Annotated in this window: 27 protein-coding genes; 13 read left to right on the forward strand and 14 right to left on the reverse strand. The window is 60.5% G+C overall.

Going from position 1 to position 24,841, the window contains the following annotated elements; translation table 11 throughout:
* Positions 1 to 87: 87 nt before the first annotated feature.
* Together leuC and C8264_RS14900 are read left to right on the forward strand one after the other, a co-directional pair.
* A complete protein-coding gene (leuC, locus tag C8264_RS14895; protein ID WP_108461762.1) occupies positions 88 to 1,494 on the forward strand; it encodes a 3-isopropylmalate dehydratase large subunit in 1,407 nt (468 codons plus the stop codon).
* Positions 1,485 to 1,913 (forward strand): metallopeptidase family protein, encoded by a 429-nt coding sequence (locus C8264_RS14900; RefSeq protein WP_108461763.1) that lies wholly within the window; start codon positions 1,485 to 1,487, stop codon positions 1,911 to 1,913. Before leuC ends, C8264_RS14900 begins: the two co-directional genes overlap by 10 nt.
* Here the strand turns inward: C8264_RS14900 and C8264_RS14905 are convergent.
* On the reverse strand, positions 1,910 to 2,314 hold the full coding sequence (locus C8264_RS14905) for a hypothetical protein (protein ID WP_162783675.1): 405 nt from the start codon (positions 2,312 to 2,314) through the stop codon (positions 1,910 to 1,912). The genes C8264_RS14900 and C8264_RS14905 overlap by 4 nt on opposite strands.
* A gap of 120 nt (positions 2,315 to 2,434) precedes the next feature.
* On the opposite strand from C8264_RS14905, the gene rimM reads away from it, so the two are divergent.
* The 4 genes from rimM to C8264_RS14925 all read left to right on the forward strand — a co-directional run bounded on the left by rimM (position 2,435) and on the right by C8264_RS14925 (position 5,391).
* The gene (gene rimM, locus C8264_RS14910; RefSeq protein WP_108461765.1) at positions 2,435 to 2,974 is read left to right on the forward strand and encodes a ribosome maturation factor RimM; all 540 of its coding nucleotides are present in this window, start codon (positions 2,435 to 2,437) and stop codon (positions 2,972 to 2,974) included.
* The gene (gene trmD / locus C8264_RS14915; RefSeq protein ID WP_108461766.1) at positions 2,971 to 3,663 is read left to right on the forward strand and encodes a tRNA (guanosine(37)-N1)-methyltransferase TrmD; all 693 of its coding nucleotides are present in this window, start codon (positions 2,971 to 2,973) and stop codon (positions 3,661 to 3,663) included. Before rimM ends, trmD begins: the two co-directional genes overlap by 4 nt.
* Positions 3,664 to 3,853: 190 nt before the next feature.
* A complete protein-coding gene (rplS, locus tag C8264_RS14920) occupies positions 3,854 to 4,405 on the forward strand; it encodes a 50S ribosomal protein L19 (protein WP_108461767.1) in 552 nt (183 codons plus the stop codon).
* A 173-nt stretch (positions 4,406 to 4,578) separates the two neighbouring features.
* Positions 4,579 to 5,391 (forward strand): exodeoxyribonuclease III, encoded by an 813-nt coding sequence (locus C8264_RS14925; RefSeq protein ID WP_108461768.1) that lies wholly within the window; start codon positions 4,579 to 4,581, stop codon positions 5,389 to 5,391.
* Positions 5,392 to 5,514: 123 nt separating this feature from the next.
* Here the strand turns inward: C8264_RS14925 and C8264_RS14930 are convergent, their stop codons facing one another.
* The 3 genes from C8264_RS14930 to C8264_RS14940 form a co-directional block, all read right to left on the reverse strand.
* A complete protein-coding gene (locus C8264_RS14930) occupies positions 5,515 to 5,967 on the reverse strand; it encodes a cyclic nucleotide-binding domain-containing protein (protein WP_162783676.1) in 453 nt (150 codons plus the stop codon).
* Between the two features lie 95 nt (positions 5,968 to 6,062).
* Complete coding sequence (locus tag C8264_RS14935) at positions 6,063 to 6,746, reverse strand: response regulator transcription factor (RefSeq protein ID WP_108461770.1); 684 nt, start codon at positions 6,744 to 6,746, stop codon at positions 6,063 to 6,065.
* A gap of 157 nt (positions 6,747 to 6,903) precedes the next feature.
* On the reverse strand, positions 6,904 to 7,581 hold the full coding sequence (locus tag C8264_RS14940; RefSeq protein WP_108461771.1) for a YggS family pyridoxal phosphate-dependent enzyme: 678 nt from the start codon (positions 7,579 to 7,581) through the stop codon (positions 6,904 to 6,906).
* 130 nt (positions 7,582 to 7,711) lie between these two features.
* Here C8264_RS14940 and leuS point away from each other — a divergent pair, with 130 nt between their 5' ends.
* Genes leuS through holA form a run of 3 tightly spaced genes read left to right on the forward strand, consistent with a single transcriptional unit; the run spans position 7,712 to position 11,836 of the window.
* Positions 7,712 to 10,321, forward strand: coding sequence for a leucine--tRNA ligase (gene leuS, locus C8264_RS14945; protein ID WP_108461772.1), 2,610 nt, complete (start codon positions 7,712 to 7,714; stop codon positions 10,319 to 10,321).
* Positions 10,308 to 10,814 carry an LPS assembly lipoprotein LptE gene (locus tag C8264_RS14950; protein ID WP_162783677.1) on the forward strand — a complete coding sequence of 169 codons (507 nt, stop codon included), beginning with the start codon at positions 10,308 to 10,310 and terminating at the stop codon, positions 10,812 to 10,814. The genes leuS and C8264_RS14950 overlap by 14 nt, the downstream gene beginning before the upstream one ends.
* Positions 10,814 to 11,836, forward strand: a complete 1,023-nt coding sequence (gene holA / locus C8264_RS14955; RefSeq protein WP_108461774.1) for a DNA polymerase III subunit delta — start codon at positions 10,814 to 10,816, stop codon at positions 11,834 to 11,836. Before C8264_RS14950 ends, holA begins: the two co-directional genes overlap by 1 nt.
* Positions 11,837 to 11,854: 18 nt before the next feature.
* Here holA and C8264_RS14960 read toward each other — a convergent pair whose 3' ends face one another.
* The 8 genes from C8264_RS14960 to hemE form a co-directional block, all read right to left on the reverse strand.
* Complete coding sequence (locus tag C8264_RS14960) at positions 11,855 to 12,730, reverse strand: ParB/RepB/Spo0J family partition protein (protein WP_108461775.1); 876 nt, start codon at positions 12,728 to 12,730, stop codon at positions 11,855 to 11,857.
* Positions 12,731 to 12,740: 10 nt separating this feature from the next.
* Positions 12,741 to 13,538 (reverse strand): ParA family protein, encoded by a 798-nt coding sequence (locus C8264_RS14965; protein ID WP_162783678.1) that lies wholly within the window; start codon positions 13,536 to 13,538, stop codon positions 12,741 to 12,743.
* Positions 13,539 to 13,563: 25 nt separating this feature from the next.
* Positions 13,564 to 14,211, reverse strand: coding sequence for a 16S rRNA (guanine(527)-N(7))-methyltransferase RsmG (gene rsmG / locus C8264_RS14970; protein ID WP_108461776.1), 648 nt, complete (start codon positions 14,209 to 14,211; stop codon positions 13,564 to 13,566).
* Positions 14,211 to 16,076, reverse strand: a complete 1,866-nt coding sequence (gene mnmG, locus C8264_RS14975; RefSeq protein WP_108461777.1) for a tRNA uridine-5-carboxymethylaminomethyl(34) synthesis enzyme MnmG — start codon at positions 16,074 to 16,076, stop codon at positions 14,211 to 14,213. The genes rsmG and mnmG overlap by 1 nt, the downstream gene beginning before the upstream one ends.
* A 97-nt stretch (positions 16,077 to 16,173) precedes the next feature.
* Entirely contained in the window at positions 16,174 to 17,445 is a 1,272-nt protein-coding gene (mnmE, locus tag C8264_RS14980) for a tRNA uridine-5-carboxymethylaminomethyl(34) synthesis GTPase MnmE (protein WP_245893239.1), read from the reverse strand.
* Positions 17,446 to 17,514: 69 nt separating this feature from the next.
* Entirely contained in the window at positions 17,515 to 18,780 is a 1,266-nt protein-coding gene (gene rho / locus C8264_RS14985; protein ID WP_108461779.1) for a transcription termination factor Rho, read from the reverse strand.
* A 185-nt stretch (positions 18,781 to 18,965) separates the two neighbouring features.
* Positions 18,966 to 19,388 (reverse strand): protoporphyrinogen oxidase HemJ, encoded by a 423-nt coding sequence (hemJ, locus tag C8264_RS14990; protein ID WP_108461780.1) that lies wholly within the window; start codon positions 19,386 to 19,388, stop codon positions 18,966 to 18,968.
* A 28-nt stretch (positions 19,389 to 19,416) separates the two neighbouring features.
* Complete coding sequence (gene hemE, locus C8264_RS14995; protein WP_245893240.1) at positions 19,417 to 20,442, reverse strand: uroporphyrinogen decarboxylase; 1,026 nt, start codon at positions 20,440 to 20,442, stop codon at positions 19,417 to 19,419.
* Between the two features lie 440 nt (positions 20,443 to 20,882).
* Between hemE and C8264_RS15000 the strand changes: the two genes are divergently transcribed.
* The 4 genes from C8264_RS15000 to dnaQ are packed head-to-tail and all read left to right on the forward strand — an operon-like array spanning position 20,883 to position 23,614.
* Entirely contained in the window at positions 20,883 to 21,476 is a 594-nt protein-coding gene (locus C8264_RS15000) for a Maf family protein (RefSeq protein WP_108461782.1), read from the forward strand.
* Entirely contained in the window at positions 21,473 to 22,303 is an 831-nt protein-coding gene (locus C8264_RS15005; RefSeq protein WP_108461783.1) for a shikimate dehydrogenase, read from the forward strand. The genes C8264_RS15000 and C8264_RS15005 overlap by 4 nt, the downstream gene beginning before the upstream one ends.
* 1 nt (position 22,304) lies before the next feature.
* On the forward strand, positions 22,305 to 22,901 hold the full coding sequence (gene coaE / locus C8264_RS15010; protein ID WP_108461784.1) for a dephospho-CoA kinase: 597 nt from the start codon (positions 22,305 to 22,307) through the stop codon (positions 22,899 to 22,901).
* Positions 22,898 to 23,614, forward strand: a complete 717-nt coding sequence (dnaQ, locus tag C8264_RS15015) for a DNA polymerase III subunit epsilon (protein WP_108461785.1) — start codon at positions 22,898 to 22,900, stop codon at positions 23,612 to 23,614. Before coaE ends, dnaQ begins: the two co-directional genes overlap by 4 nt.
* 52 nt (positions 23,615 to 23,666) lie before the next feature.
* Here dnaQ and secB read toward each other — a convergent pair whose 3' ends face one another.
* Together secB and C8264_RS15025 are read right to left on the reverse strand one after the other, a co-directional pair.
* Positions 23,667 to 24,170, reverse strand: coding sequence for a protein-export chaperone SecB (secB, locus tag C8264_RS15020; protein WP_108461786.1), 504 nt, complete (start codon positions 24,168 to 24,170; stop codon positions 23,667 to 23,669).
* Between the two features lie 84 nt (positions 24,171 to 24,254).
* Positions 24,255 to 24,710 carry an FxsA family protein gene (locus C8264_RS15025; RefSeq protein WP_162783679.1) on the reverse strand — a complete coding sequence of 152 codons (456 nt, stop codon included), beginning with the start codon at positions 24,708 to 24,710 and terminating at the stop codon, positions 24,255 to 24,257.
* Positions 24,711 to 24,841: the final 131 nt, after the last annotated feature.

Raw genomic sequence — 24,841 nt, forward strand, 5'->3', positions numbered from 1 at the left:
AACCGTACCCATGAGTACGGTTTAACTTGACCCATTTGCTGTCTGTGGCTTAGAACGACTCCAAACTCTTCCTGCCGGAACATAGACATGACCAAGGCCCGCACGCTTTACGACAAGATCTGGGACGACCATCTGGTCCAGAACAATGAGGACGGCACGTCCCTCATTTATATCGACCGGCATCTCGTGCACGAAGTGACCAGCCCCCAGGCCTTCGAGGGCCTGCGCATGAACAACCGCAAGGTGCGCCACCCCGAGCGCACCCTGGCCGTTGTCGACCACAACGTGCCCACCACCGATCGCTCCCTGCCCAATCCGGACCCCGAAAGCGCCATCCAGATCGCGGCTCTGGCCGAAAACACCAGGGATTTCGGCGTCGAATATTTCGACCCCTTCGACAAGCGCCAGGGCATCGTGCACATCGTTGGACCCGAACAGGGTTTTACCCTGCCCGGCATGACCATTGTTTGCGGTGACAGCCATACATCGACCCACGGCGCTTTCGGCGCCCTGGCGCATGGCATCGGCACGTCCGAAGTGGAACATGTGCTGGCGACGCAGACGCTCATCCAGCAAAAGGCCAAGAACATGCTGGTGCGTGTGGACGGCCAGCTGCCACCACACGTAACAGCCAAGGACATTATTCTTGCCATCATCGGCGAGATCGGCACCGCCGGCGGCAATGGCCACGTCATCGAATTTGCCGGCGAAGCGATCCGTTCGCTCTCCATGGAAGGCCGCATGACGGTCTGCAACATGACCATCGAAGGCGGCGCCCGCGCTGGCCTGATCGCGCCCGACGAAAAGACCTTTGCCTATGTGAAGGACCGCCCCCGCGCGCCCAAGGGCGAAGCATTCGACATGGCCGTCGATTACTGGAAGACGCTCTACACGGATGAAGGCGCGGTTTACGACAAGGTGGTCATCCTTGATGCCGCCAAGCTTCCGCCCATCGTCTCCTGGGGTTCCTCCCCCGAGGACGTAATCACCGTGACCGGCGCAGTGCCTAATCCCGACGACATTGCCGACGAGAACAAGCGCGCGTCCAAGTGGCGGGCCCTTGATTATATGGGCCTCAAGCCCGGCACCCCGATCACCGAGATCGCGGTCGATCGCGTATTCATCGGCTCCTGCACCAATGGCCGTATCGAAGACCTGCGCGCTGCCGCCGCCGTAATTGGGGACCGCAAGGTCGCTTCCACCGTCAGCGCCATGGTCGTGCCCGGCTCCGGGCTGGTCAAGGATCAGGCCGAGGCCGAAGGCTTGCATACGATCTTCCTCAATGCAGGCTTTGAATGGCGCGAGCCGGGCTGCTCGATGTGCCTTGCCATGAACCCAGACAAGCTCAAGCCGCAGGAACGTTGCGCTTCGACCTCCAACCGCAACTTCGAAGGCCGCCAGGGCTTCAAGGGCCGCACCCATCTGGTATCGCCCGCCATGGCTGCCGCTGCCGCGATTGCTGGCCATTTCGTCGATATCCGCGAGTGGCAGTAAGCCAGAACGATTGGGGGGCGCGGTTCGCGCCCACCCTCGATGACATCGAGGCGCTGGCGACCAAGGCCCTGCGGGAACTCCCCGAGCCGTTCCGCTCGCTAGCTGCCGATGTGACCTGCACGGTTGCCGACTTCGCCGAAGACGATGTGCTCGAAGGCTTCGGCATGGAAAGCCCGTTCGAGCTTATGGGACTTTTCTCCGGCATCGGGCTGACCGAAGACGGCGCCGTCCCCCAGACCGGGCAATTGCCCAATACCGTGTTCCTCTATCGCCGCGCCATCCTCGACTACTGGGCCGAGAACGACGACAACACGCTCGGCGAAGTCGTCACCCACGTGCTGATCCACGAACTGGGTCACCATTTCGGCTTTTCCGACGATGACATGGAAGCCATCGAGGCGGCAGCCGACAACGACTAGGTCGGATCGGGCGCCGAACGGTCGTCCTTGCCGGGTGTTTTGATCGAGATATTGGCGGGCTGGCGGGCCGCGTTGGTGGTCTGCTCTTCGCTGTTGCCCTCGCGCGGCACGAAGTGGAAATCATTGTCGAGCACGCCCGGCTGATCGTCATTGACCTTAAGTGCCAGCCCGTTCTTCTCCAGCTGCTCGAGCCATTCGTCCCAGCCGGAAAGCGTCCAGCCGCCGGTCAGCGGGTTATCCGGGCCTTCATTGCGCTCGGCATTGAGGGCGTGCTGGCCAAAGGTGATCTGCAGCAGGACGCGGTCCTCGTGCACATCCGGAGTATCGAGCATCATCGGATTGCCGCCCCGGGCAGTCGCCCATTGGCGGATCTCCTCATGTGACGTCAATATTCTGGCCATGGCTGAACTCCTTGGAAACTCTAGCCGGATAATCGCCTGCCAGCGAATGGGTTCCGAGGCGGATCAATTCCCAAGCCGCGCGCTGCCTGCTATGAGCAGCAGTGACTAGCCGGAGCCAGCATGACGACCCCAAGCAGCAATCTCATTCTTTTGGGCACCATCGGTGCCGCACACGGCATCAAGGGCCAGGTCCGCATCGCCACGCACACCCAGGACCCCGAAGCCATTGCGTCCTACGGTCCCTTGGCCACCGATCGGGATGGGCTGGTCGTCACGCTGTCCAAAGTGCGCCTGCACAAGAATGTTGTCGTCGCTCACATCAAGGGCATATCGGACCGCACCGCTGCCGAACAGCTCAACGGTGTCAATCTATACGTGGAGCGCAGCAAATTGCCCGACCCCGAGGACGAAGACGATTTCTATCACGCAGACCTGCTTGGCCTAGAGGCGCGCCTCGATAGTGGCGTGGTGATCGGCACAGTGTCTGCCCTACCCAATTTTGGGGCTGGCGACCTGATCGAAGTGCGCAACGCGCAGAGCGGCGACACCTACCTCTATCCATTCACCAAGGCCGTGGTGCCGACAATAAGGATAGCCGAGGGCTACCTTGTGATCGTGGCGCCACTGGAAGCCCCCGAGGGCGAGGAAGAGCCCGATTGAGCTTTTCCGCCTCGATCATCACGCTGTTTCCCGAACTCTTCCCCGGGCCGCTCGGCGCATCCGTGCTGGGGCGGGGCATGGCGGACGGGCTGTGGTCGCTCGAGGCGATCCAGTTGCGCGACATTGCGACCGACCGGCACCGCACGGTTGACGACACGCCGTCCGGTGGTGGCGCCGGCATGGTGCTCAAGCCCGATATTCTGGCCCGGGCCATCGATACGGTGTCGCCCGCAGGGGATGCACGGCCGCGTATCCTGATGTCCCCCCGCGGCAAGCCGCTGACGCAGAGCCGAGCGCGCGAATTGGCGCTGGGTCCGGGGGCGGTCATCGTGTGCGGACGTTTCGAAGGTGTCGACCAACGCGTCATCGATGGCCGTGGGCTCGAGGAAATTTCCATCGGCGATTACGTGCTGGCTGGCGGCGAAGTGGCCGCGATGGTGCTGCTGGAAGCTGTCGTTCGGCTGATTCCAGGCGTCCTCGGCGGTGCTGACAGCCATGCCGATGAGAGCTTTGAAAACGGGTTGCTGGAATACCCGCAATATACCCGCCCTCAAAACTTCGAGGGTGCCGAAATCCCACCGGTGCTGACCTCGGGCGACCACGGCAAGATCGCCAGATGGCGGGCCGAGCAGAGCCTGGCGCTCACCGCCAAGCGCCGGCCGGACTTGCTGCCGCCGCAGAAGTCATAAAACTGTCCGAAACACTAGACTCCCGGGGCGTTTTCGCCTATAGCCGCGCCACTATCGCAGTCACGGGCTAATCGGACCCGGGCCGCACCAATAAAAAGACGACCACCTCCGTTACCAACCAAGACCGGGCGCTCGATCCCTTCGGGGACCGAACAGACGCTCCTTTGAAAAGATTCAGAACGGAATCGCTATGACCAATATCATCGAACAGATCGAGGCCGAGCAGGTTGCTGCTCTCGCCGCCAAGCGCGAACTTCCCGAATTCACCCATGGCGACACCATCAAGGTGTGGGTCAAGATCCGTGAAGGCGAGAAGGAACGCCTGCAGGCCTATGAAGGCGTCGTGATCGCCATGAATGGCGGCGGCATTACCTCCAGCTTCACCGTCCGCAAGATTTCCTATGGTGAAGGCGTGGAACGCGTGTTCCCGCTCTATTCGCCGAACGTCGCTTCGATCGAAGTGCTCAAGCGCGGCAAGGTGCGTCGCGCCAAGCTGTACTATCTGCGCGATCGTCGCGGTAAGTCGGCTCGTATTTTCGAATCGACCAACTCGCGCACCAAGAAGATAGAAGCCGGCGAGCGCACCGCAGCCCTGGCTGCCCGTGAAGCCCGCGAGGCCGAGAAGGTTGCTGCTGCCGAGGCTTTTGCCGCTGAGCAGGCCGCCAAGGACGCGGAAGCCGCAGCAGCGGCTGCTGCAGCCGAACAGGCCGCCGCTGCCGATGAGGCGCCCAAGGCAGAATAAGTTCTGCAGCATTTGAGTTTATCGAGCCCGGCCTTGCAGAAGGCCGGGCTTTTTGCTGGGCTGATGGATTCACGTGAAACGCTGGGGCGCCGAGGTCAGGTTTATGCCATTTCCGGCTTTACCTTGGGCGCTCTCTTGACGATAAGAACATCGTCGCCAGCCAAAGGGTAAACATGTCCGCTTCCATCGTTACCTGGAACATCAATTCGGTTCGGCTTCGGCTGCCGATGGTCCTCGACTTCCTGCGCCAGTATCAGCCCGACGTGCTGATGCTGCAGGAAATCAAGTGCACCAATGACCAATTCCCGGCCAACGCATTTACCGAGGCAGGCTACCCGCATCAGGCGGTACACGGCCAGAAGGGCTACCATGGGGTAGCCATCGTTTCGAAGTTCCCGCTGACCGATATTTCGAGCCGCGTGTTCTGCGAAATCCCCGAATCCCGACATGTGTCGGCGGTACTGGATTTCGGCCGCGGCCCCCTGACGGTCCACAATTTCTATATTCCGGCGGGTGGCGACGAGCCCGATACAGAGATCAATCCCAAGTTCAAGCACAAGATGGGTTTTTTGAGCGAGCTGACCAGCTGGTTCAGTGAAGCCTCATTCGAGCGCGGCCATTTGATCGCCGGCGATTTCAATGTCGCGCCGCATGAAAACGATGTGTGGAGCCACAAGCAATTGCTCAAGGTCGTCAGCCACACGCCGGCCGAGACGCAGGCGCTCGATGCAATCCTGAACGGCGGGCATGGCTGGACCGACCTCGTGCGCAAGCACGTCCCCTATGACCAGAAAATCTATTCCTGGTGGAGCTATCGCGGCATCGATTGGGAAGCCTCGGATCGCGGCCGCCGGCTCGACCATATCTGGGCCACGCGCGACATCGCCGAACACTGCATCGGCGCCGAGATCATCAAGCCCGCCCGCGGCTGGACCGACAAGCCGAGCGACCACGTACCGGTCATCGCCCGCTTCGCTGGAGTTTAGCGCCCCTAAGTCCAGTGACCCTGCATCAGTAGACCTCATCCTGAGCCTGTCGAAGGACGAGGTCGTGGCACGATGAGAACACGCCCCTGCGGTTCGACAGGCTCACCATGAGGGCTTGGACCCTTACTCGGCCTTCATCTTCTGGCTGACAGGCTGCAGCGCGCCGAGATAGTTGCCGATATCCTGCTGGACGCGCTCGATTGCGCGGTGCGCGAAGTCGGGCGACTGCTGAATCAGCTTCAAAAACGCCGTGCGCGGCACGAATAGCGTCTGGGTGTCCGTCACCGCGGTGATGGTGACGGGTCTTGGCTTGGCGAGGATCAGCGCCATGGCAGATACGACACTACCCGGCGCGGATACTGTCGTGGGCTTGCCACCGCCTTGTGGCTGAGCCTTAAGGGTGCCGCTCATGAGCACGAATGCGCCCTGTGGCACGTCACCGGCCTTGTACAGCACGGCATCGGGATCGAAGTGTCGCTGATCGCCGGCAAAGGCCAGCATGCGCCGCTGCTCGTCGTCGCAAATATCGAAGAATTCAGCCTGCGCGAGCGCTTCGGCTGCAAGATCCCTGATCATCAATCCTACCTGGATGCACATCGGCCACGCCAAGGCGAAGCCGCTTCATCCTATAGGCCATTTTGCAACGATTTGTACCCATTCCCTTGGGATATTTAGGGGACCAGACGATAGCCGCCTTCTTCGGTAACCAGGAGCCGCGCATTGGAGGGGTCACGCTCGATCTTCTGGCGCAGCCGATAGATGTGGGTTTCAAGCGTATGGGTGGTAACGCGGTTGTTGTAGCCCCACACTTCCTTGAGCAAGACATCGCGCGTGATGGTCTTGGGTCCCTGCCGATAGAGATATTTGAGAATGGAGGTTTCCTTGTCGGTCAGGCGAACCTTGTTGCCATCATTGGTCTCAAGGATCTTGGCCGAAGGCTGGAAGCTGTAGGGCCCGATGGTAAACACCACGTCCTCGCTCTGGTCATGCTGGCGCAGCGCCGCATTGATGCGAGCAAGCAGCACCGGGAACCGGAAGGGCTTGGTCAGATAGTCATTGGCGCCGGATTCGAGCCCCTGGATCTGGTCCGCGTCGGTATCGTGGCCGGTCAACATCAGGATCGGGCTCTTGAAGCCTTCGTTGCGCAACACCTTGACAGCCTCACGCCCATCCATGTCGGGCAAGCCGACGTCGAGGATCATAAGATCAACGTTCTTTTCTCGCGTGGCCTTCAAGGCATCGTTGGCCGTGCCAGCCTGCAGGATGTCGAACTCGTCCTCGGTTTCGAGTTGTTCGACCAGGGTTTGGCGCAGGTCTGCATCGTCGTCCACGAGCAGGATGCGTCTCTTGTTCATTATTTCTCTCCGGTCGTCTGCAGCACCACCGAGCCTGCCTACGCAACTAGACTAACTTAAGGCCAGCGCGTCACAACAGGTTATCTCGGAAAGGAACGATGAATAGGGGCAACAAGTTGCAGCGGGCCTTACGTCCTCTCTCAAAAGCGCAAATCTATCAGGGGATTGCCGGTCGGCCGCCAAATAGCGCCGAGCCAACGCGAACATAGGTCGCACCCATGGCGATGGCCGTCTCGAAATCGCCGCTCATCCCCATGGACAATTGGGAGGCATTCGCTGCCTTGGCCAGCTCCGCCAGATGGGCAAAATAGGGTCCTGGAGGCACGCCATCAGGCGGAATGCACATCAGCCCGGCAATCTCGAGCTGGTGCACCGTACGGCAGCGCTCGACGAATGCCACGGCCTCCGCGGGTGGAATGCCGGCCTTTTGTGTCTCCATCCCGATATTGACCTGGACAAAGCACGGCAGGCGCCGCCCAAGGCGCGCCATCTCAACCGCCAGCACACCGGCCAGCTTGTCGCGATCCACGGTCTGGATCACGTCGAACAATTCCACCGCGTCGCGCGCCTTGTTGGTTTGCAACGGACCAATCAGGTGGAGTTCGACATCGCTGTAGCGGGCCCGCAGCTCCGGCCACTTGGCTTGCGCCTCCTGCACCCGGTTTTCGCCAAAGACGCGCTGCCCTGCGGCGAGGAACGGCTCGATCGCCTCGACCGGAAAGGTCTTGGATACGGCCACAAGTTCCACCACTTGGGGAGGCGCGCCGAAGCGCCTTTGCGCCGCTGTAATGCGGTGGCGGATGTTGATCAGGCTGTCCGGGGCAGCAGTGTCCATGCTTTCGCCCTGTTCCTGTTGACCTTAGGGGGGATTTCTGGTGATGGTCCGGTAGCCAAAATCCTTCATAAACGCAAGCCGCACCGCTTCTTCGCGTGCGCTTCCGGCAAATCACCCAAGGACATAGACAGTGAGCGGCGAACGCTACAATCCGCGCGAAATGGAACCCAAATGGCAGCAGGTTTGGGCCGATGCCAAAAGCTTCGTCACCTCTAATGACGACCCGCGCGAGCCTTACTACGTCCTCGAGATGTTCCCCTACCCATCCGGCCGGATCCACATGGGTCACGTGCGCAATTATTCGATGGGCGATGTCGTAGCGCGCTACTATCGCGCCAAGGGCCGCAATGTGCTGCATCCCATGGGTTGGGACGCCTTCGGCCTCCCGGCTGAAAATGCCGCCATCGAGCGCAAGACCCATCCGGGCACCTGGACCCGCCAGAACATCGAAGCGATGAAGGCGCAGCTGCAATCGATGGGCCTTTCCATCGATTGGACGCGCGAAATTGCTACCTGCGAGCCGGAATATTATCAGCACCAGCAATCGATGTTCATCGACATGATGGAAGCGGGCCTGGTGACCCGCAAGCAGTCCAAGGTGAACTGGGACCCGGTCGACATGACCGTGCTGGCCAATGAGCAGGTCATCGACGGCCGCGGCTGGCGGTCCGGTGCGCTGGTGGAACAGCGGGACCTGACGCAATGGTTCTTCAAGATCTCCGACATGGCCGAAGAGCTGCTGGAAGGCCTGGATGGGCTGACCGAATGGCCGGAGAAAGTGCGCACCATGCAGCGCAACTGGATCGGCAAGAGCCAGGGCCTGGCGTTTGAATTCGGCCTCAAGGGTGCGCCGGCCGGCTTTGACACCCTGCCCGTCTACACCACCCGCGCCGACACCATGCGTGGCCCAACCTTTGCCGCCATCGCGGCAGACCATCCGCTTGCCAGGGCGCTGGGCGAAGGCAATCCCGCGATTGCGGAGTTCAACGCCCAGTGCATGCGCATGGGCACCTCGGAAGCCGCCATCGAACAGGCCGAGAAGCTGGGCTACGACACCGGCATCAAGGTGACCCATCCCGCCGATCCAAGCTGGGAACTGCCGCTCTTCATCGCCAATTTCGTGCTGATGGATTATGGCACCGGCGCCGTCATCGGCTGCCCGGCGCATGACCAGCGCGATCTGGACTTCGCCCGCAAATATGATTTGCCGGTCATCGACGTGTTCAAGCCACTCGACAGCGACGAGCCGGTTGGCGACACCGCCTTCGTGCCGCTCAAGACGCAGAAGGTGCGCTATGTGCAGTGGTTCGGCGAACCCGGCGCCGAAATTACCTGCCAGGAAGCCATGGACCAGACCCTTGCGCTGTTCGAAAAGAACGGCTGGGGCAAGGCTCAGGCGCAATATCGCCTGCGCGACTGGGGCGTATCGCGCCAGCGCTATTGGGGCTGCCCGATCCCGGTGATCCACTGCGAAGTCTGCGGCACCATTCCCGTGCCCAAGAAGAACCTGCCGGTGGTTCTGCCGGAGGATGTGACCTTCGACAAGCCCGGCAACGCCCTGGACCATCACCCGACCTGGAAGCATGTGAACTGCCCGCAATGCGGCGCCAGCGCACGGCGTGAAACGGACACGATGGACACCTTCGTGGATTCCTCCTGGTACTTCGCCCGCTTCACCGCACCGCACGCGGAAACGCCGACCGAACCGACCGTTGCCGACCACTGGCTGCCGGTGGACCAATATATCGGTGGCGTCGAACACGCGATTCTGCACCTGCTCTACTCGCGCTATTTCACCCGCGCCATGAAGGCGACCGGCCATATCGGGATCGATGAGCCCTTCAAGGGCCTGTTCACCCAAGGCATGGTGACGCACGAAACCTACAAGTCGCCTAAGGGTGATTGGGTGGCCCCAGTGGACGTGTTGCTGGAAACAATCGGCGAAGACCGTAAAGCCAAACACCTCCAATCCGGCGAACCGATCACCATCGGTTCGGTGGAAAAGATGAGCAAATCCAAGAAGAACGTGGTCGACCCCGACGAAATCGTTGCCACCTACGGCGCCGACACCGCCCGCTGGTTCATGCTGTCCGATTCCCCGCCCGAGCGTGACGTGCAGTGGACCGAAGCCGGCGTCGAAGGCGCCAGCCGCTTCCAGCAGCGCGTTTGGCGGCTGGTGGGCGAAACCATCGAACTGATCCAGCAATCCGCCGACACCGCGCGGGAGGCCGCCGACCAGGAAGCCCAAGCGCTCCGCAAGAGCGTCCACCGCGCCGTGCACAACGTCGCCAGCGACATCGAGGGCCTGCGCTTCAACCGTGCCGTCGCCCAGATTTATGAACTGACCAACGCTCTGGTGCGCTCGGCCGGGCTGGTGGCTGCCTCTCCTGCCACCCGGATTGCGGCGCTTGAGGAAGGCGTCGGCAGCCTCGTACAGCTGATCGCCCCGATGATGCCGCACCTGGCCGAAACCTGCTGGTCCGCTCTGGGCAAGCCGGGCCTGGTTGCCGATGCGGCCTGGCCGGAGGTCGACCCTGCCCTGCTGGTGGACGATGAAATCACCTTGCCGATCCAGGTCAATGGCAAGCGTCGCGCCGAGATCGTCGTGTCAAAGGGCCTTGCAGCAGCCGAAGTTGAACAGCGCGTCTTGTCTCTAGACGAAATTGCCCGCATTCTTGATGGCAAGCCGGTCAAGAAGATCGTCGTTGTGCCTGACAGGATCGTCAATGTCGTTGTCTAGAACTCTGCGCCGCGCTGCTTTGTATGGAATGATCCTCGGGAGCGCCTTTGCTCTCGGGGGATGCAGCTTTTCGCCCGTCTACAGCGGCACGCTCGCGGCGCAGCCTTCCTTCGCACTCGCCTATGCAAAGCCCAACAGCCGGCTGGAACAGATTGTCTACCAGGAGCTGGCGCTGCGCCTTGGTTCTTCGGAGAGCCAGTCGGCACCACTCGCCACTGTGGCGGTGGTACCGATGTTCAGCGACACGATGCTGTCGCAAACGGCAAACCCCAACAAGCCAGCAGAAGTGACGGTGAGCGTAACGCTGACCATCACGCCGCGCGACGGAAGCGGTGCAGTGGCAAGGACATACACACGCAGGGCAACCGCGAGCTATACCCGCAACGATCAGGTGCTGGCTGACCGAACCGCCCAGGAAGAGGCCATGGAGCGGGCTGCAAAGGCCGCTGCCGAATCCTTGCGGCTAGCGGTGTTGGCTGGCCATAGCCGCTGATGACGGCGCTCAAGGCCCATGAGGTCGCGCGCTTCGTCACGCGGCCTGATCTGTCGCAAGGAATTTTTCTTGCCTATGGGCCTGACGCCGGCCTAGTGCGCGAAACGGCGCAACGGCTGATTCGCAAGCTGACGGAGGACGACCCCGCTTCGGCCAATGTGATCGTCCTTGAAGGGTCCGAGATTGATTTCGACCCGTCCGTGCTCGCGGTCGAAGCCAAAACCCTGTCCTTGTTTGGTGGCAAGCGGATCGTGCGCGTGCGTGGCGCTACGAAATCGCTGGTGATGACGCTGACCGAACTTAGGGACGATCCTGATGGCGCGGCAATCGTGCTGGAGGCCGGCAATCTAGCGCCCAAGGACGCTCTGAGGGCGCTTGTCGAGGCGGCCAAGTTCGGCCGCGCCCTGCCCTGCTATCCCGATAGTGACGAGACTTTGCAGGCGCTCATTCGCGAGACCTTCAACCAAAACGCCATCAGGATCGACCCTGATGTCGTGGTATTGCTGCGCGACATCCTGGGCAACGACCGGGAAATTACCCGGCGTGAACTGGAAAAGCTCTGCCTTTATGCGGCATCCAGCAAGACCTTGAGTCGCGAGGATGTGCTGCTATTGTGTGCCGATAATGGCATGCTCGTCATCGACGCCATTCTCGATGCGGCTGCCGGCGGACATGCCGAGAAGCTTGAACTGGCGCTCAACCGGGCGCTTTCGTCTGCCGTCGATAGTCAGCGCCTGCTCGCCATGTGCACCATTCACTTTGCCAATTTGCGGCGGTGGCGGGCAGAGGTCGATACCGGCAAAAGCCCGCGCGCAGTGCTGGATGGACTTCGACCCAAGCCGCATTTTTCCCGCATCGGATCGCTCGAGCAGCAACTGCGCCTATGGAGCGAATCAGCACTCTCGACGGCTGCAGAACGCATCCTGCAGGTCACGGCGGAAACACGCAGGCGTCCCGCTATTGCCGAGGCCAGCCTGCGCCGTACGCTTCTCGCCATCTGCATGATGGCCGCAGCGCACTAATGTTTCACGTGAATCCGGCTAGTTCGGATGTCTCGTCAGCCTGTTGCAAATACCATCGAGTTGCTCAAGCGTCTTGTAGCGAATCTCGAGCTTGCCGCCGCGTTCGCCATGGGCCACCGAGACGGACAATCCCAGTGCATCCGATAGCTGCCGCTCAAGCGCGACAGTATTGGGGTCTCGCTCGGCAAGGCCGGCCGCGCTCTTCTTCTTGGACCCAAGGTCCCGCTGCTGGCTGAGAGCTTCGGCGTCACGCACCGAAAGTCCACTGGCAACGATCTGCCGCGCTAGGCCGGCCGGATCTTCTGCTGTAATCAGCGTCCGTGCATGGCCGGCGGTCAGTGAACCGCTTGCCACCATGTCGCGCACGTCATCGGGCAAACGAAGCAGGCGCAATGTGTTGGCGACATGCGACCGGCTCTTGCCGATCACCTGCGCCAAATCCTGCTGGGTGTAATCAAACTGCTCGATCAGCTGACCATAGCCCATCGCTTCTTCAAGCGGGTTGAGGTCGGCGCGCTGGACGTTCTCGATGATGGCAAGCTCAAGCGCTTCCTTGTCATCGACCTCACGCACGATGACCGGCACCTCATGCAGTCCGGCCTTTTGTGCGGCGCGCCAGCGACGCTCGCCGGCGATAATCTCGAAAATATTGGGGTCTTCGCTCGGGCGCACCAGCAGAGGCTGCATAACGCCCTTTTCGCGAATCGAATTCGTAAGCTCTTCAAGCTGGTCTTCGTTGAAGGTCCGCCGCGGATTCGCGCGGTTGCCAATGATGAACTCCACGGGCAGCTTCTTGATGCCACCGGATTCCGTCACCCGGGCCCCTTCAATGGAGGCCATGTCACCGATCAGTGCCGCCAGGCCGCGGCCAAGTCGTGTTGGTCTTTCGTTCATTGCGGGCCTCCTAGGCGGCGTTCAGCTGCCGCTCGCGGCGGATAACTTCGGTTGCCAGGCGCAGATAAGCCTGGCTACCGGCACATTTCAGATCATAGAGCAGAGCTGGCTTGCCGTAGGATGGCGCCTCGCTCAACCGCACATTGCGCGGGATAACAGTGTCATAGACCAGTGAGCCCATTTCGCTGCGCACGTCCTGGAGCACCTGCTCACTAAGATTGTTGCGCTTGTCGAACATGGTCATTACGACACCTTGAATGGACAGGCGCGGGTTAAGCGTCGAGCGGATTTGTTCAATGGTTTGAAGGAGTTGGCTCAAGCCCTCCAACGCAAAGAATTCGCATTGCAGAGGGACCAGAACGGCGTCGGCAGCGACCAGGGAATTAACCGTCAGCAGGTTCAGGGATGGCGGGCAGTCGATCAGGATATAGCTGACCGGTTTGTCGTTTATCGCCAGCTCGCCAAGTTGCTTGAAGGCGTTGCGTAGGCGAAACGCGCGGTCGGCATGCCCCGCGATGGTCAACTCGACGCCGAGCAGGTCCATGGTTGACGGCACGATAGCGACATTGGGCACACTGGTCATGATTGCAGCTTCAGCTACGGAAGCTTCGCCGACCAGAAGATCATAGGAGGAGACTTCGCGGTCGTTACGCGAAATGCCAAGGCCGGTTGAGGCATTGCCTTGCGGGTCGAGGTCAACGATCAGCACGCGCTCACCGATAGCGGCAAGGGCTGTCGCCAGATTGATGGCTGTCGTGGTCTTGCCGACGCCGCCTTTCTGGTTGGCTAGTGTAAGGATACGGGGCACGCTTCGGCCTCCAGCTCGTTCGCCGCTAACTAACTGATCTCGCACGCAAATCGGTGAGTGTGAGCAGGACACCGCTCGGGTCGGTGTCACTTGGCGTTAATAGCACGTTAACATCCCAATGCGGAACTATTTCTGCGAGCTCTTCAACATGTTCCCGGCCCTTGTGAAGGATTGCACGGGTTCTGGGGGCAAAGAACGGCACCATCCAGGTGCAAAGCTGCGGCAGCGGAGCCAAGGCGCGAGAGGTAATTACGTCCGGAACCGGCAGCGATTCGGGCGCCAGCTGGTCACTCCGCGCCGCGCGAACATCGACATTGAGGTCAAGCTCGCGCGCTACGGTGCGCAAGAAGCTGACCTTGCGGCTGTTTGGTTCCACGAGTGTAAACTGGTGCGCGGTCCCCTTCAGTGCGATCGCAAGTGGGAGGGCCGGAAAGCCGCCGCCGCTCCCCAGATCAAGGAAGGCCGCATCCGTCGGCTGCAACAGCTTGACGACTTGGAGGCTGTCAGCGAAGTGGCGCGACCAGACGTCGTTCAATGTTTCACGTGAAACAAGATTCTGCACAGCCTGCCACCTACGCAACAACTGAGCATATGATTCCAGATCGTCAGCGACATTATTTAGAGGCCGCGAGAAGCAATTAGCGTAGGGCCGGATGGGAGCGGCGTTGTCCACTAGCTAGCCTGCCGCAGGTGACCGGCCTTGCGAATCACAGCCAGCAACAACGTCGTAGCTGCAGGAGTCATGCCGTCCATAGCCTGCGCCTGGGCAATGGTCTGCGGCCGCAAAGCGGCCAGCTTCTGACGCAGTTCCATGGAGAGCCCCGGAATAGCAGCATAGTCCAGGCTATCAGGAATGACCTTTTGTTCATCCCGCTTCACGGCCTCGATGTCGTCTTTCTGCCGGTCCAGATAAACGGCGTACTGCGCATCCACCATCAGCTGTTCCATGACCGTAGCGGGAATTTCTCCCATCTGCGGCCAGACGCGAACGGCGTCCTGGGCCGAAATATCCGGATAGGACAAGATCTCGAAGGCGGTTCTGATCTTGCCGTCTTCATTCACCGCAAGCCCAGACTTGCGAGCCGCACTCGGCGAAATGGTCAGGCCATTAAGGAGTTTTCGACCGGAATCCAAAGCTACGCGCTTCTCACCAAACACTTCGGCACGTTGCTCATCGATCAGACCAACCTCCATTCCCAAAGGCGTAAGACGCTGATCGGCATTGTCCGCGCGAAGATGCAGGCGAAACTCCGCACGCGACGTGAACATGCGATATGGCTCGGACACGCCTCTGGTGATCAGATCATCCACCATCACTCCAAGATAGCTCTCAGTGCGCGACAGGATCATGGGCGCAGCGCCCGACGAGGCCAGCGCGGCATTGGCCCCAGCCAGAAGCCCCTGTGCTCCAGCTTCTTCGTAACCGGTGGTTCCATTGATCTGACCGGCGAGATAGAGGCCCGGCTGACGCTTCACTTCCAGCGTGGCGCGAAGCTCCCGCGGATCGACATAGTCATATTCGATGGCATAGCCAGGCCGCCGGATGACGACGTTCTCTAGCCCCGGCATGGTGCGCAGAAAGGCTTCCTGAACCTCGGCAGGCAACGAGGTGGAAACCCCGTTCGGATAGACGGTGTCCTCCTCAAGTCCTTCTGGCTCAAGAAAAATCTGGTGACTGTCACGATCTGCGAAGCGCACCACCTTGTCTTCGATGGACGGGCAGTATCGTGGCCCACGGCTCTGAATTCGCCCGGAATACATGGCTGATCGGTGAAGATTTTCGGAGATGATCCTGTGCGTATCCGCGGTCGTCCGCGTGATGTGGCAGCTGACCTGCGGTGTGGTAATCGAACCGGTCAGGATAGAGAAGGGCTCCGGAACATCGTCGCCCGGCTGTTCTTCCAGGACGCTGTAGTTGATTGTTGCCGCGTCGAGCCGCGCTGGCGTGCCGGTCTTAAGGCGTCCGAGCTGCAGGCCCATATTCTCGAGTCTTGTGGAGAGACCAAGAACCGGCTTCTCACCTACCCGTCCGGCGGGAGTGGTTTCCTCCCCCCGGTGAATCAGGCCACGGAGAAACGTGCCGGTCGTGAGCACGACGGCCTTGGTGCCAAACCGGCAACCATCAAGGAGGACAACGCCGCTGACGACGCCATCAGTGATCTGGATATCGTCGACTTCGCCTTCAATCACATCGAGATTTGGCTGGGCAGAAATGGCGGCCTGCATGGCTAGCCGATAGAGCTTGCGATCTGCCTGCGCACGCGGGCCTCGAACGGCAGGACCCTTCCGGCGGTTCAGGACGCGAAACTGTATACCAGCCCGATCAGCGATCCGACCCATTAACCCATCAAGGGCGTCGATCTCGCGGACCAGATGGCCCTTGCCCAAGCCCCCGATAGCGGGATTACAGCTCATCTCCCCGATGGTGGCAAACCGGTGCGTTATCAATGCCGTTGGAACGCCGAGGCGTGCGGACGCTGCCGCGGCTTCGCATCCTGCGTGGCCCCCTCCGACTACGATAACAGCATAATCACTCATGGCATGTCTCCAGACCCGGCTCCATACGGCAATGTTTCACGTGAATCAATTCACGCCGATGTATGGGCGACTTGCAAAGGCCGGTGTTTCACGTGAATCACTTGCCGATGCAAAAGCTGCTGAAGAGCTGATCCAACACACGTTCCGCATCAAGCCTGCCGACCAGTCGCTCCAGGGAATGAGAAGCGCGTCGCAGGCTTTCAGCTGCGAGTTCTGGCATGCCCAATTGCGCTGTGGCGCGATCCAGTTCCTGAGAAGCCGCTAAGAGGGCGAGCCGATCACGCTCGCGACTGAGCAATGCAGGTTCACCAGTCACGAGACTACTGCCAATTTCCTGCAGCGCCGCCATCAACTCACCAATGCCGGCATTCGTTTTGGCCGAAATTGCGACATCTGCCTCGGGTACAATCCGAACGTCCGCCTTGGTCGCAACCGTAAGCAAGGGAACGGTGACCGACGGGCGTGGAATGTCCTCAATATCTGGCGCTACGAGCCACAGCACAATGTCCGCATTCTCGATAGCTAACTGCGCCCGACGAACACCTTCGGCCTCTGCCTTGCTGTCCGTCTCCCGCAGACCGGCGAGATCCAACAGCACATAAAGCTGGCCGTTCACGTCCAACGGAACTTCCCGCACATCGCGCGTAGTTCCCGCCTCATCTGTAACGATTGCGATATCCGACTGCGCCAGGGCGTTCAGAAGGCTGGACTTGCCAACATTGGGCGGCCCGGCCAGTGCCACGCGAATGCCTTCGCGAACAATACGCCCATGCTCCACCGAAAGCAGTGCCTGATCTATGTCAGATTTCAGCGAGCCGACCTGCGCCCCAAACTCGGCCGGCAGGCTCTCCTCCACATCGCCCTCATCCGAAAAATCGAGCCGCGCTTCAATCTCGGCGCGCAAATCCAGCAAGCTGTTCCGCCAAATCTCAATCCTTTGCGTCAACCCACCTTCAAACCGCGCCAGGGCCTGCCGGCGCTGGTTCTCGGTCTCTGCATCAAGTAGATCGCCCAGACCCTCAATCTCCACCAGATCGAGCTTGCCATTCTCGAACGCGCGGCGAGTGAACTCACCCGGTTCAGCCAGCCGCGCACCCAAGCCAGTGAGCAGCTTGAGAATGGCCCGCACCCCGGCAGGCGAGCCATGCACCTGTAGTTCCGCGCAGTCTTCACCGGTGAAACTATGCGGTGCGGGGAAATACGCAACAAGCCCACGGTCGAGCAGCGACTGCTGCCCAATGGGCCGAAGCGTGAGCCGGCGAGGTTCAGGCACTGTGCCGCTCACCGCCCGCAGATAGGCCGGCACATCCGGCCCCGAGAGCCGGATAACCGCGACCCCAGATGGCGGTGCCCCGGAGGACAGCGCCACGATTGTATCGCCCGACCGCATGGTCAGGCGCAGGAATGGGCGGCAGCGAAATGCAGCGCGCCCATGATGCTAGGTGTTCATCGAATCGAAGAAATCGGAATTCGTCTTCGTCTGACGGACCTTGTCCATCAGGAATTCCATCGCGTCGATCGTGCCCATCGGATTGAGGATGCGGCGCAGGACGTACATCTTCTTGAGGATATCGGGCTCCACCAGCAGCTCTTCCTTGCGCGTACCGGACTTGGTGATGTCCAGCGCCGGGAAGATGCGCTTGTCGGCGACCTTGCGATCAAGGATGATTTCGGAGTTACCCGTACCCTTGAATTCCTCGAAGATCACTTCATCCATGCGCGACCCAGTATCGATCAGCGCCGTCGAGATGATGGTCAGCGAGCCGCCATCCTCGATGTTACGCGCAGCACCAAAGAAGCGCTTCGGTCGCTGCAGGGCATTGGCATCGACACCACCGGTAAGAACCTTGCCCGAGCTTGGAACAACGGTGTTGTAAGCCCGGCCAAGACGCGTGATGGAATCCAGCAGGATCACCACGTCACGCTTGTGCTCGACCAGGCGCTTGGCCTTCTCGATCACCATCTCGGCAACCTGAACGTGGCGTGAAGCCGGCTCGTCAAACGTCGAGGAAATCACCTCGCCGCGCACCGAGCGCTGCATATCGGTCACTTCTTCCGGCCGCTCGTCGATTAGCAGCACGATCAGATAGCACTCCGGATGATTAGTCGCGATCGATTGTGCAATATTCTGCAACAATACCGTCTTACCAGTCCGTGGTGGCGCAACAATCAACGCACGCTGCCCCTTGCCCAGCGGCGCAACCAGATCGAGCAGCCGCGCGGAACGATCCTTGAGCGTCGGATCGGGCAATTCCATCCGCAGCCGCTCTTCCGGATAAAGCGGCGTCAAATTGTCGAAGTTCACCTTGTGCCGAACGGCTTCGGGGTCTTCGAAATTGATGGTGTTGACCTTGAGCAGCGCAAAGTAGCGCTCGCCATCCTTGGGAGAGCGGATCTGGCCCTCGACCGTATCGCCGGTCCGCAGGCCGAAGCGGCGGATCTGGGATGGGCTGACATAGATATCGTCGGGCCCTGGGAGATAGTTTGCGTCTGGGGACCGCAGGAAACCAAAACCGTCCGGCAGAACTTCAACGACGCCTTCGCCGGTGATATCAACTTCCTGGGCGGCCAGTTCCTTGAGGATTGCAAACATCAATTCCTGTTTGCGCATGGTCGAAGCGTTTTCGACCTCGTGTTCTTCGGCGAACACCAAAAGTTCGGCCGGAGATTTGGCCTTGAGCTCACTGAGCTTCATATTCTGCATGTAGCGGATAAACCCTTGAGGGAAATCTGGACGGCTAGTCTAATTTGGGAGGGGTAGGCACCGCGCAGCGACTTGGGAAGTCAGCTTGAGATTGGGATGCGTTGCAAATCACATACTGCGTCATTCCGGTAAATTCAAGACCGAAACGCTTTTCCTGCCGCCAGATTCACGTGAAACAAGCCCGATCAGAACGGTTTCACGACCACGGCAATGACGATGATGATCATCAGGACCGTGGGTACTTCATTGATGATGCGGAAGAATTTCTGCGGCTTGGTGTTTTTGTCCTGGGCAAAGAGCTTGGTGTGCTTGGCCAAAACCCCATGGCACACCGTCAGCAGCAGCACCATGGCGAGCTTGAGGTGCAACCAGCCCGCTGAGATGTCCACCCAGCCGGCGAAAACCATCCAGAAGCCGAAAACATAGCTCGCGATCATGGCGGGATTGATGATCCCGCGCAGCAGCCGCCGCTCCATGACCTTGAAGGTCTCGGACTGCACCGAACCGATCTCCGCCACCGAATGATACACAAACAGCCTCGGCAGATAGAGCATTCCGGCCATCCAGGCGATCACCGAGATGACATGCAGTGCCTTGACCCATTCCATGAAAGCAAACTCCGTTCAGCGCAGCCGTCTAGCCGTTTTTCACGCGATCAACCAGAGCAGCGACATGCTCGATCGGCGTTTCGGGCACGATGCCATGGCCGAGATTGAAGATGTGCGGACGGTTCGCGAAGGCCGAGACGATCTGATCGACACGCTCGTCGAGCTGCTTGCCACCGGCGACCAGCCGCAGCGGATCGAGATTGCCCTGTACCGGCAGAGTGTCGGGCAGATGCTTCGCTGCAAAATCGAGCGGGGTTGCATAATCAAGACCCAGCGCATTGACGCCAGTAAGCGCTGCATACTTTGCGAGGTTCCCAGCAGCACCACGCGGGAAGCCGATGATCGGCGCATTGGGAACACGAGCCCGCACGCCTTCCACGATCCGCCGGTTCGGCTCGATCACCCGCTCGGCAAATGCCGAATCGTCCAGGTTGAGCGCCCAGCTTTCAAAAAGCTGCACCACATCGGCGCCCGCTTCGAACTGCGCGACGAGATAATCGATGCTTGTTGCCACCAGGATATCGATCAGCGCCGCGAAGGCCTCGGGATGGCGGAGTGCAAACAGCCGGGCAGCCGCCTGGTCGGTCGAGCCGCGTCCGCCGATCATATAAGTAGCAACAGTCCAGGGAGAGCCACAGAAGCCGATCAGCGTCTTTTCTGGAGCCAATGCCGCCCGCAACCGCCGAACGGTCTCCAGCACTGGTGCCAGATGCTCCAAAGCCCCTTCGCGTCGAAGCTGCGTGATGATTTGGGGATCGACAGGCTCGAGGACCGGGCCTTCTCCCTGCGCAAAGCGGACCGATTGTCCCAGCGCATCGGGAATGACCAGGATGTCGGAAAACAGGATTGCCGCATCCAGGTCGAAGCGGCGCAGCGGCTGCAGCGTCACTTCGGTTGCAAGATCCGGCGTATAGCAAAGCTCGAGGAAGTTCCTGACGTTGGCACGGATCTCGCGATATTCGGGCAGGTATCTGCCTGCCTGGCGCATGATCCAGATCGGGGGCCGTTCCTGGCGTTGTCCCAAAACAGTGGCGAGCAGAGGCTTGTGAGCCAAATCCTTCTTCCCTTCCAAACCCCCTAAAGAGTCTTTCTTGCTTGGTATTTGTATTATCATGGCGGTGTTTTGAGGCAATTCAGCGCTCTCCACAATTGGCTGCGTGGCGGCACAAGCGCGCAGCCTCTTGGTTAACAGCAGGTTAAGACCGCTGTGGATCAATTTGCGGCACCACCTCGCCACAATGGTTAACGGAGCCTTAACGAAGCGACTCCCGAGTCAACTATTCTCTTTTGAGTGTGCAAAACCGGCCTGGCGAGCCTTCATCGGGCGATGGGGTTTTCCCCAAAATTATCCCAAGCGCTGGAATGGACCCCCCGGACTCCAACTGTTAACGTTTCGCTAACCAAGTCGAACAAGTCGGCGACATTGCCAAAGTCATGAGTCATTCCCACAGCTCGGGCTTGAGCTGGGGATGACAGTGTGGAAAACATCGCTCCATGTTGATCCTTGCTTCTCAGAGTCAAACCCGTAAGGCCTTGTTGGAACAGGCAGGATTAGCGTTTTCGACTGCCGCTGCCGAGCTCGATGAACGGGCCCTTGAACAGGGTGCAATCGAGGCCGGCGGAGATGGCCGGGACGTAGCGCTGCTGCTGGCCCAGCGCAAGGCTGCCGCGGTGTCGGTTAACCATTCCGGGGCGCTGGTGATTGGTGCCGACCAGACACTGAGCCTGGGTGCGTCGCTTTTGCACAAGCCGCTGGACATGCAGGGCGCAGCCGCCCAGCTCGATTATCTCAGGGGCAAGACCCATCGCCTCCACGCCGGCGTGGCGCTGATGCGCGACGGGCAATTGCTGTGGTCCGACGTGCAAACGGCCGAGCTCACCATGCGTGCCTTTTCCGAGGCGGAACGCGATGATGTTCTGTCGCGGGAAGGCGACGCGGTCCTTGCTTCGGTAGGTGGTTATCGGCTTGAAGGTCCTTCGATCCGGCTGTTCGAGACTGTTGCCGGTGATTACTTCACCATTCTTGGACTGCCACTGCTGCCGCTATTGGCCGCGTTGCGCGAGTTCGCACCCGAGACCCTCAATTGACCATCAAAGCCTTTGTCATCGGCCATCCGATCAACCATTCCCGCTCGCCCCTGATCCACGGCACCTGGCTCGCCGAACATGGCATCGATGGGAGCTACGAAGCGATCGATGTAACGCCGGGTGAACTGCCCGGTTTTTTCGAGCGCTTGCGGAGTGGCGAGTTTGCCGGTGGCAATGTCACCATCCCCCATAAGGAAGCGGTGTTTGCCCTGTGCGACAGCGTCGATCCACTGGCGACAACCATCGGCGCGGTCAATACGCTGGTGGTGCGCGAGGGCAAGGTGCATGGCACCAATACCGATTATCTCGGCTTTCTGGGCAATCTCGATGCCGGTGCGCCCGGCTGGTCGGATGGCCCTAACGACGCCCTGATCATCGGCGCCGGTGGCGCCGCGCGGGCGGTGCTGGTTGCCTTGCGCCGCCGCGACGGCGGCAAGGTCCATGTGCTCAACCGTACGCTCGCCAATGCCCAGGCATTGGTCAGGGAAATCGATGGCCCCTTCGAGGCACATGGTTTCGACGCCTTTGCCGAACTGGCACCGCGCATTGGCCTTGTGGTCAATACCAGTTCGGTCGGCATGCACGGATCGCGCTTCGACTGGCTCGACCTGAGCCTGCTGGCCAAGACGACCCTGGTGACCGATATCGTTTATTCGCCGCTGGTCACGCCATTGCTGGCAGATGCCGTGGCGCATGGCCTGCCAATTGTGGATGGGCTGGGCATGCTGCTGCACCAGGCCGTGCCGGGGTTTGAAGCCTGGTTCGGGGTCCGTCCTGCCGTCGATGCGAAACTACGGACTAGAATCGAAGCCACGTTGGGCCATTAGCATGCAGCGCATCGGCATCACCGGCTCGATAGCCACCGGCAAATCCACGGTTCTCAAGGCGTTTGCCGATCTGGGCGTGCCGGTGTTCTCCGCTGACGAGGCGGTTTCCGAACTCTATGCCGGCGAGGCGGTCGCGTCGGTAGAGGCACTGTTTCCGGGCGTCGCGCAGGGCGGCGCCATCGACAAGACAGCTTTATCGCGCCGGCTCGCCGAAGAACCGGAAGGCTTCAAACGCCTGGAAGCGGTGGTGCATCCACTGGTGCGCGCCCGCATAAAGCGGTTCATGGACGATGCCGAGCGTAATGGTGCAGCGCTCGCCGTCGTCGAGGTGCCGCTTCTGTTCGAAAGCGGCTACGATTACGGCTTCGATGCCGTGGGTGTGACCTGGGTCGATGAAGCGGTTCAACGCCAGCGGGCGCTCGCCCGAGCGGGAATGAGCGGGGAAAAGCTCGATACTATCCTTGCCCGCCAACTCCCACAGGCCGAAAAGAAAGCACGGGCGAGCTATCTTTTTGATACGGGTGTGCCGATCGACCAGACACGGGCCGAGGTCGCAAGCCTTGTGGCGGCCGTTCGAGCTAGGGAACAACAAAAGTGAACCGCGAGATCGTCCTCGACACCGAAACCACCGGCCTTTCTCCCGCTGCGGGGGACCGGCTGGTTGAAATCGGCTGTGTGGAACTGATCAACCACATCCCGTCCGGCCGGCACTACCACGTCTATATCAATCCCCAGCGCTCCATGCCCGAGGAAGCGTTTCGCGTGCACGGGTTGAGCGAAGAATTTCTGGCCGACAAGCCGCTGTTCAAGGATGTCGCAGCCGATTTTATCGAATTCATCGATGATGCCCAATTGGTCATCCACAATGCCTCCTTCGACATGGGCTTTCTCAATGCCGAACTGGAGCGCGCCGGACGGCGGCCGCTGAGCAACCCCGTGCTCGATACCGTGATGTTGGCGCGCGAAAAGCACCCCGGCGCCCGCGTCAGCCTCGATGCGCTCTGCAAGCACTACGGGATCGACAATTCCCGCCGCACGCTGCACGGCGCCTTGCTCGATAGCGAGATCCTGGCCGAGGTCTATCTCGAGCTGATCGGCGGCAAGCAGGTGAGCCTCGCGCTGATCGCCGAAAACCGCGTGTCCGGCGCCGATGCTATCGCTTCTCGCATCGTCGCACGGCCCCGCCCCGCACCCCTGCCCCCGCGCATCAGCGCCGAGGAATTTGCAGCCCATACCGCCTTTGTCGCCAAGCTCGGCGATGAGGCGATCTGGACGCAATACGCGGAAACGATCAGCACGGCAGCCGAATAACAAAAAGCCCCGAACCGATTCGGGGCTTTTCCGTATTCATTGGCAGATTGGCTTAGTTCGGCTGTTCCGAAGCCGGCGCCGCCGCATTCTGCTTGGCGGCAAGCGCTGCCAAATTCTGGCGATAGATCGAGGCGAAATCCACCGGCTCCATCATCAGCGGCGGGAAGCCGCCCTGCTGGGTCACGCTGGCGAGCACCTGGCGCGCGAACGGGAAGATCAGGCGCGGGCATTCGATCATCAGCAATTGGCTGAGCGTTGCTTCCGGCACGTTCTTGAGGCGGAACACGCCGCCATAAACCAGCTCGACATTGAACAGCACGGTCTGCTCGCGGTTGGCCTTGGCGTTGAGCGTCAGCTCCACCGCATAGAGATCCTCGGACTGCTTCTTGACCGCAACCGAGATCGAAACGTTGAACGCCGGATTGCCGCCGCCGGCCATGATCGAACCGGGTGCGCCCGGATTTTCGAAGCTGAGGTCGCGGATATACTGACCAACCATGTTCATGGAAGGCGGATTGGCCTGGGGGGCCGCGCCGCCCTGTGTATCATCGGACATTCACTCGGATCCTTTGCCGGAAAACTGCTTGCGGCTGGCTAACATCTTTGGCGTTGGCTCACAAGCACGGGGGCGCAGTGGCTCCTATTGCGGACGATAGTCATCCTCGTCCAGATCGATGGTGGAAGGTCCATTGATGGGCCTGCCCCGCGGATCGGCCGCCGGATGACGGGGAGTGCTCGCAACGACCGTGACCCGTTTGGCAAGCGCCCCATAGATCCAGCCGCGTACCGCCGGGATCAGCAGCAGCAGGGCGACAATGTCACTCAGAAAGCCCGGCAGAACCAGGAACAGCGCCGCAATACCGATCATCATGGTATCGGCGATGGCACGTGCCGGCATGTGGCCAGCGCTCACATTGCTGCGCAATTGCGTCAGCACCGAAATGCCCTGGGCGCGCAGCAACAGGCCGCCGAGCAAGGCCGCGCCGATCACCAGCGCAAGGGTTGGCAGCAGCCCGATCGTCTGACCCACCTTGATAAAGATGGCGATTTCGATGATGGGAAGTGCAATAAGGCCGAGGCCTAAAAAACGGAGCACTGGCTGATTTCCTTTGGCGTGGGGCGACAAAACTTCGCTCCCCCCATGGTGAACTGGTTTTGAGGTGAGCCATTTCCTATATATAGGTCAATTGCTGCGCTCAGCGAGCGTTCCCGCGTTATTAATCGACG

The organism is Devosia naphthalenivorans, from assembly GCF_003056355.1.
GTDB classification, from domain to species: Bacteria; Pseudomonadota; Alphaproteobacteria; order Rhizobiales; family Devosiaceae; genus Devosia; species Devosia naphthalenivorans.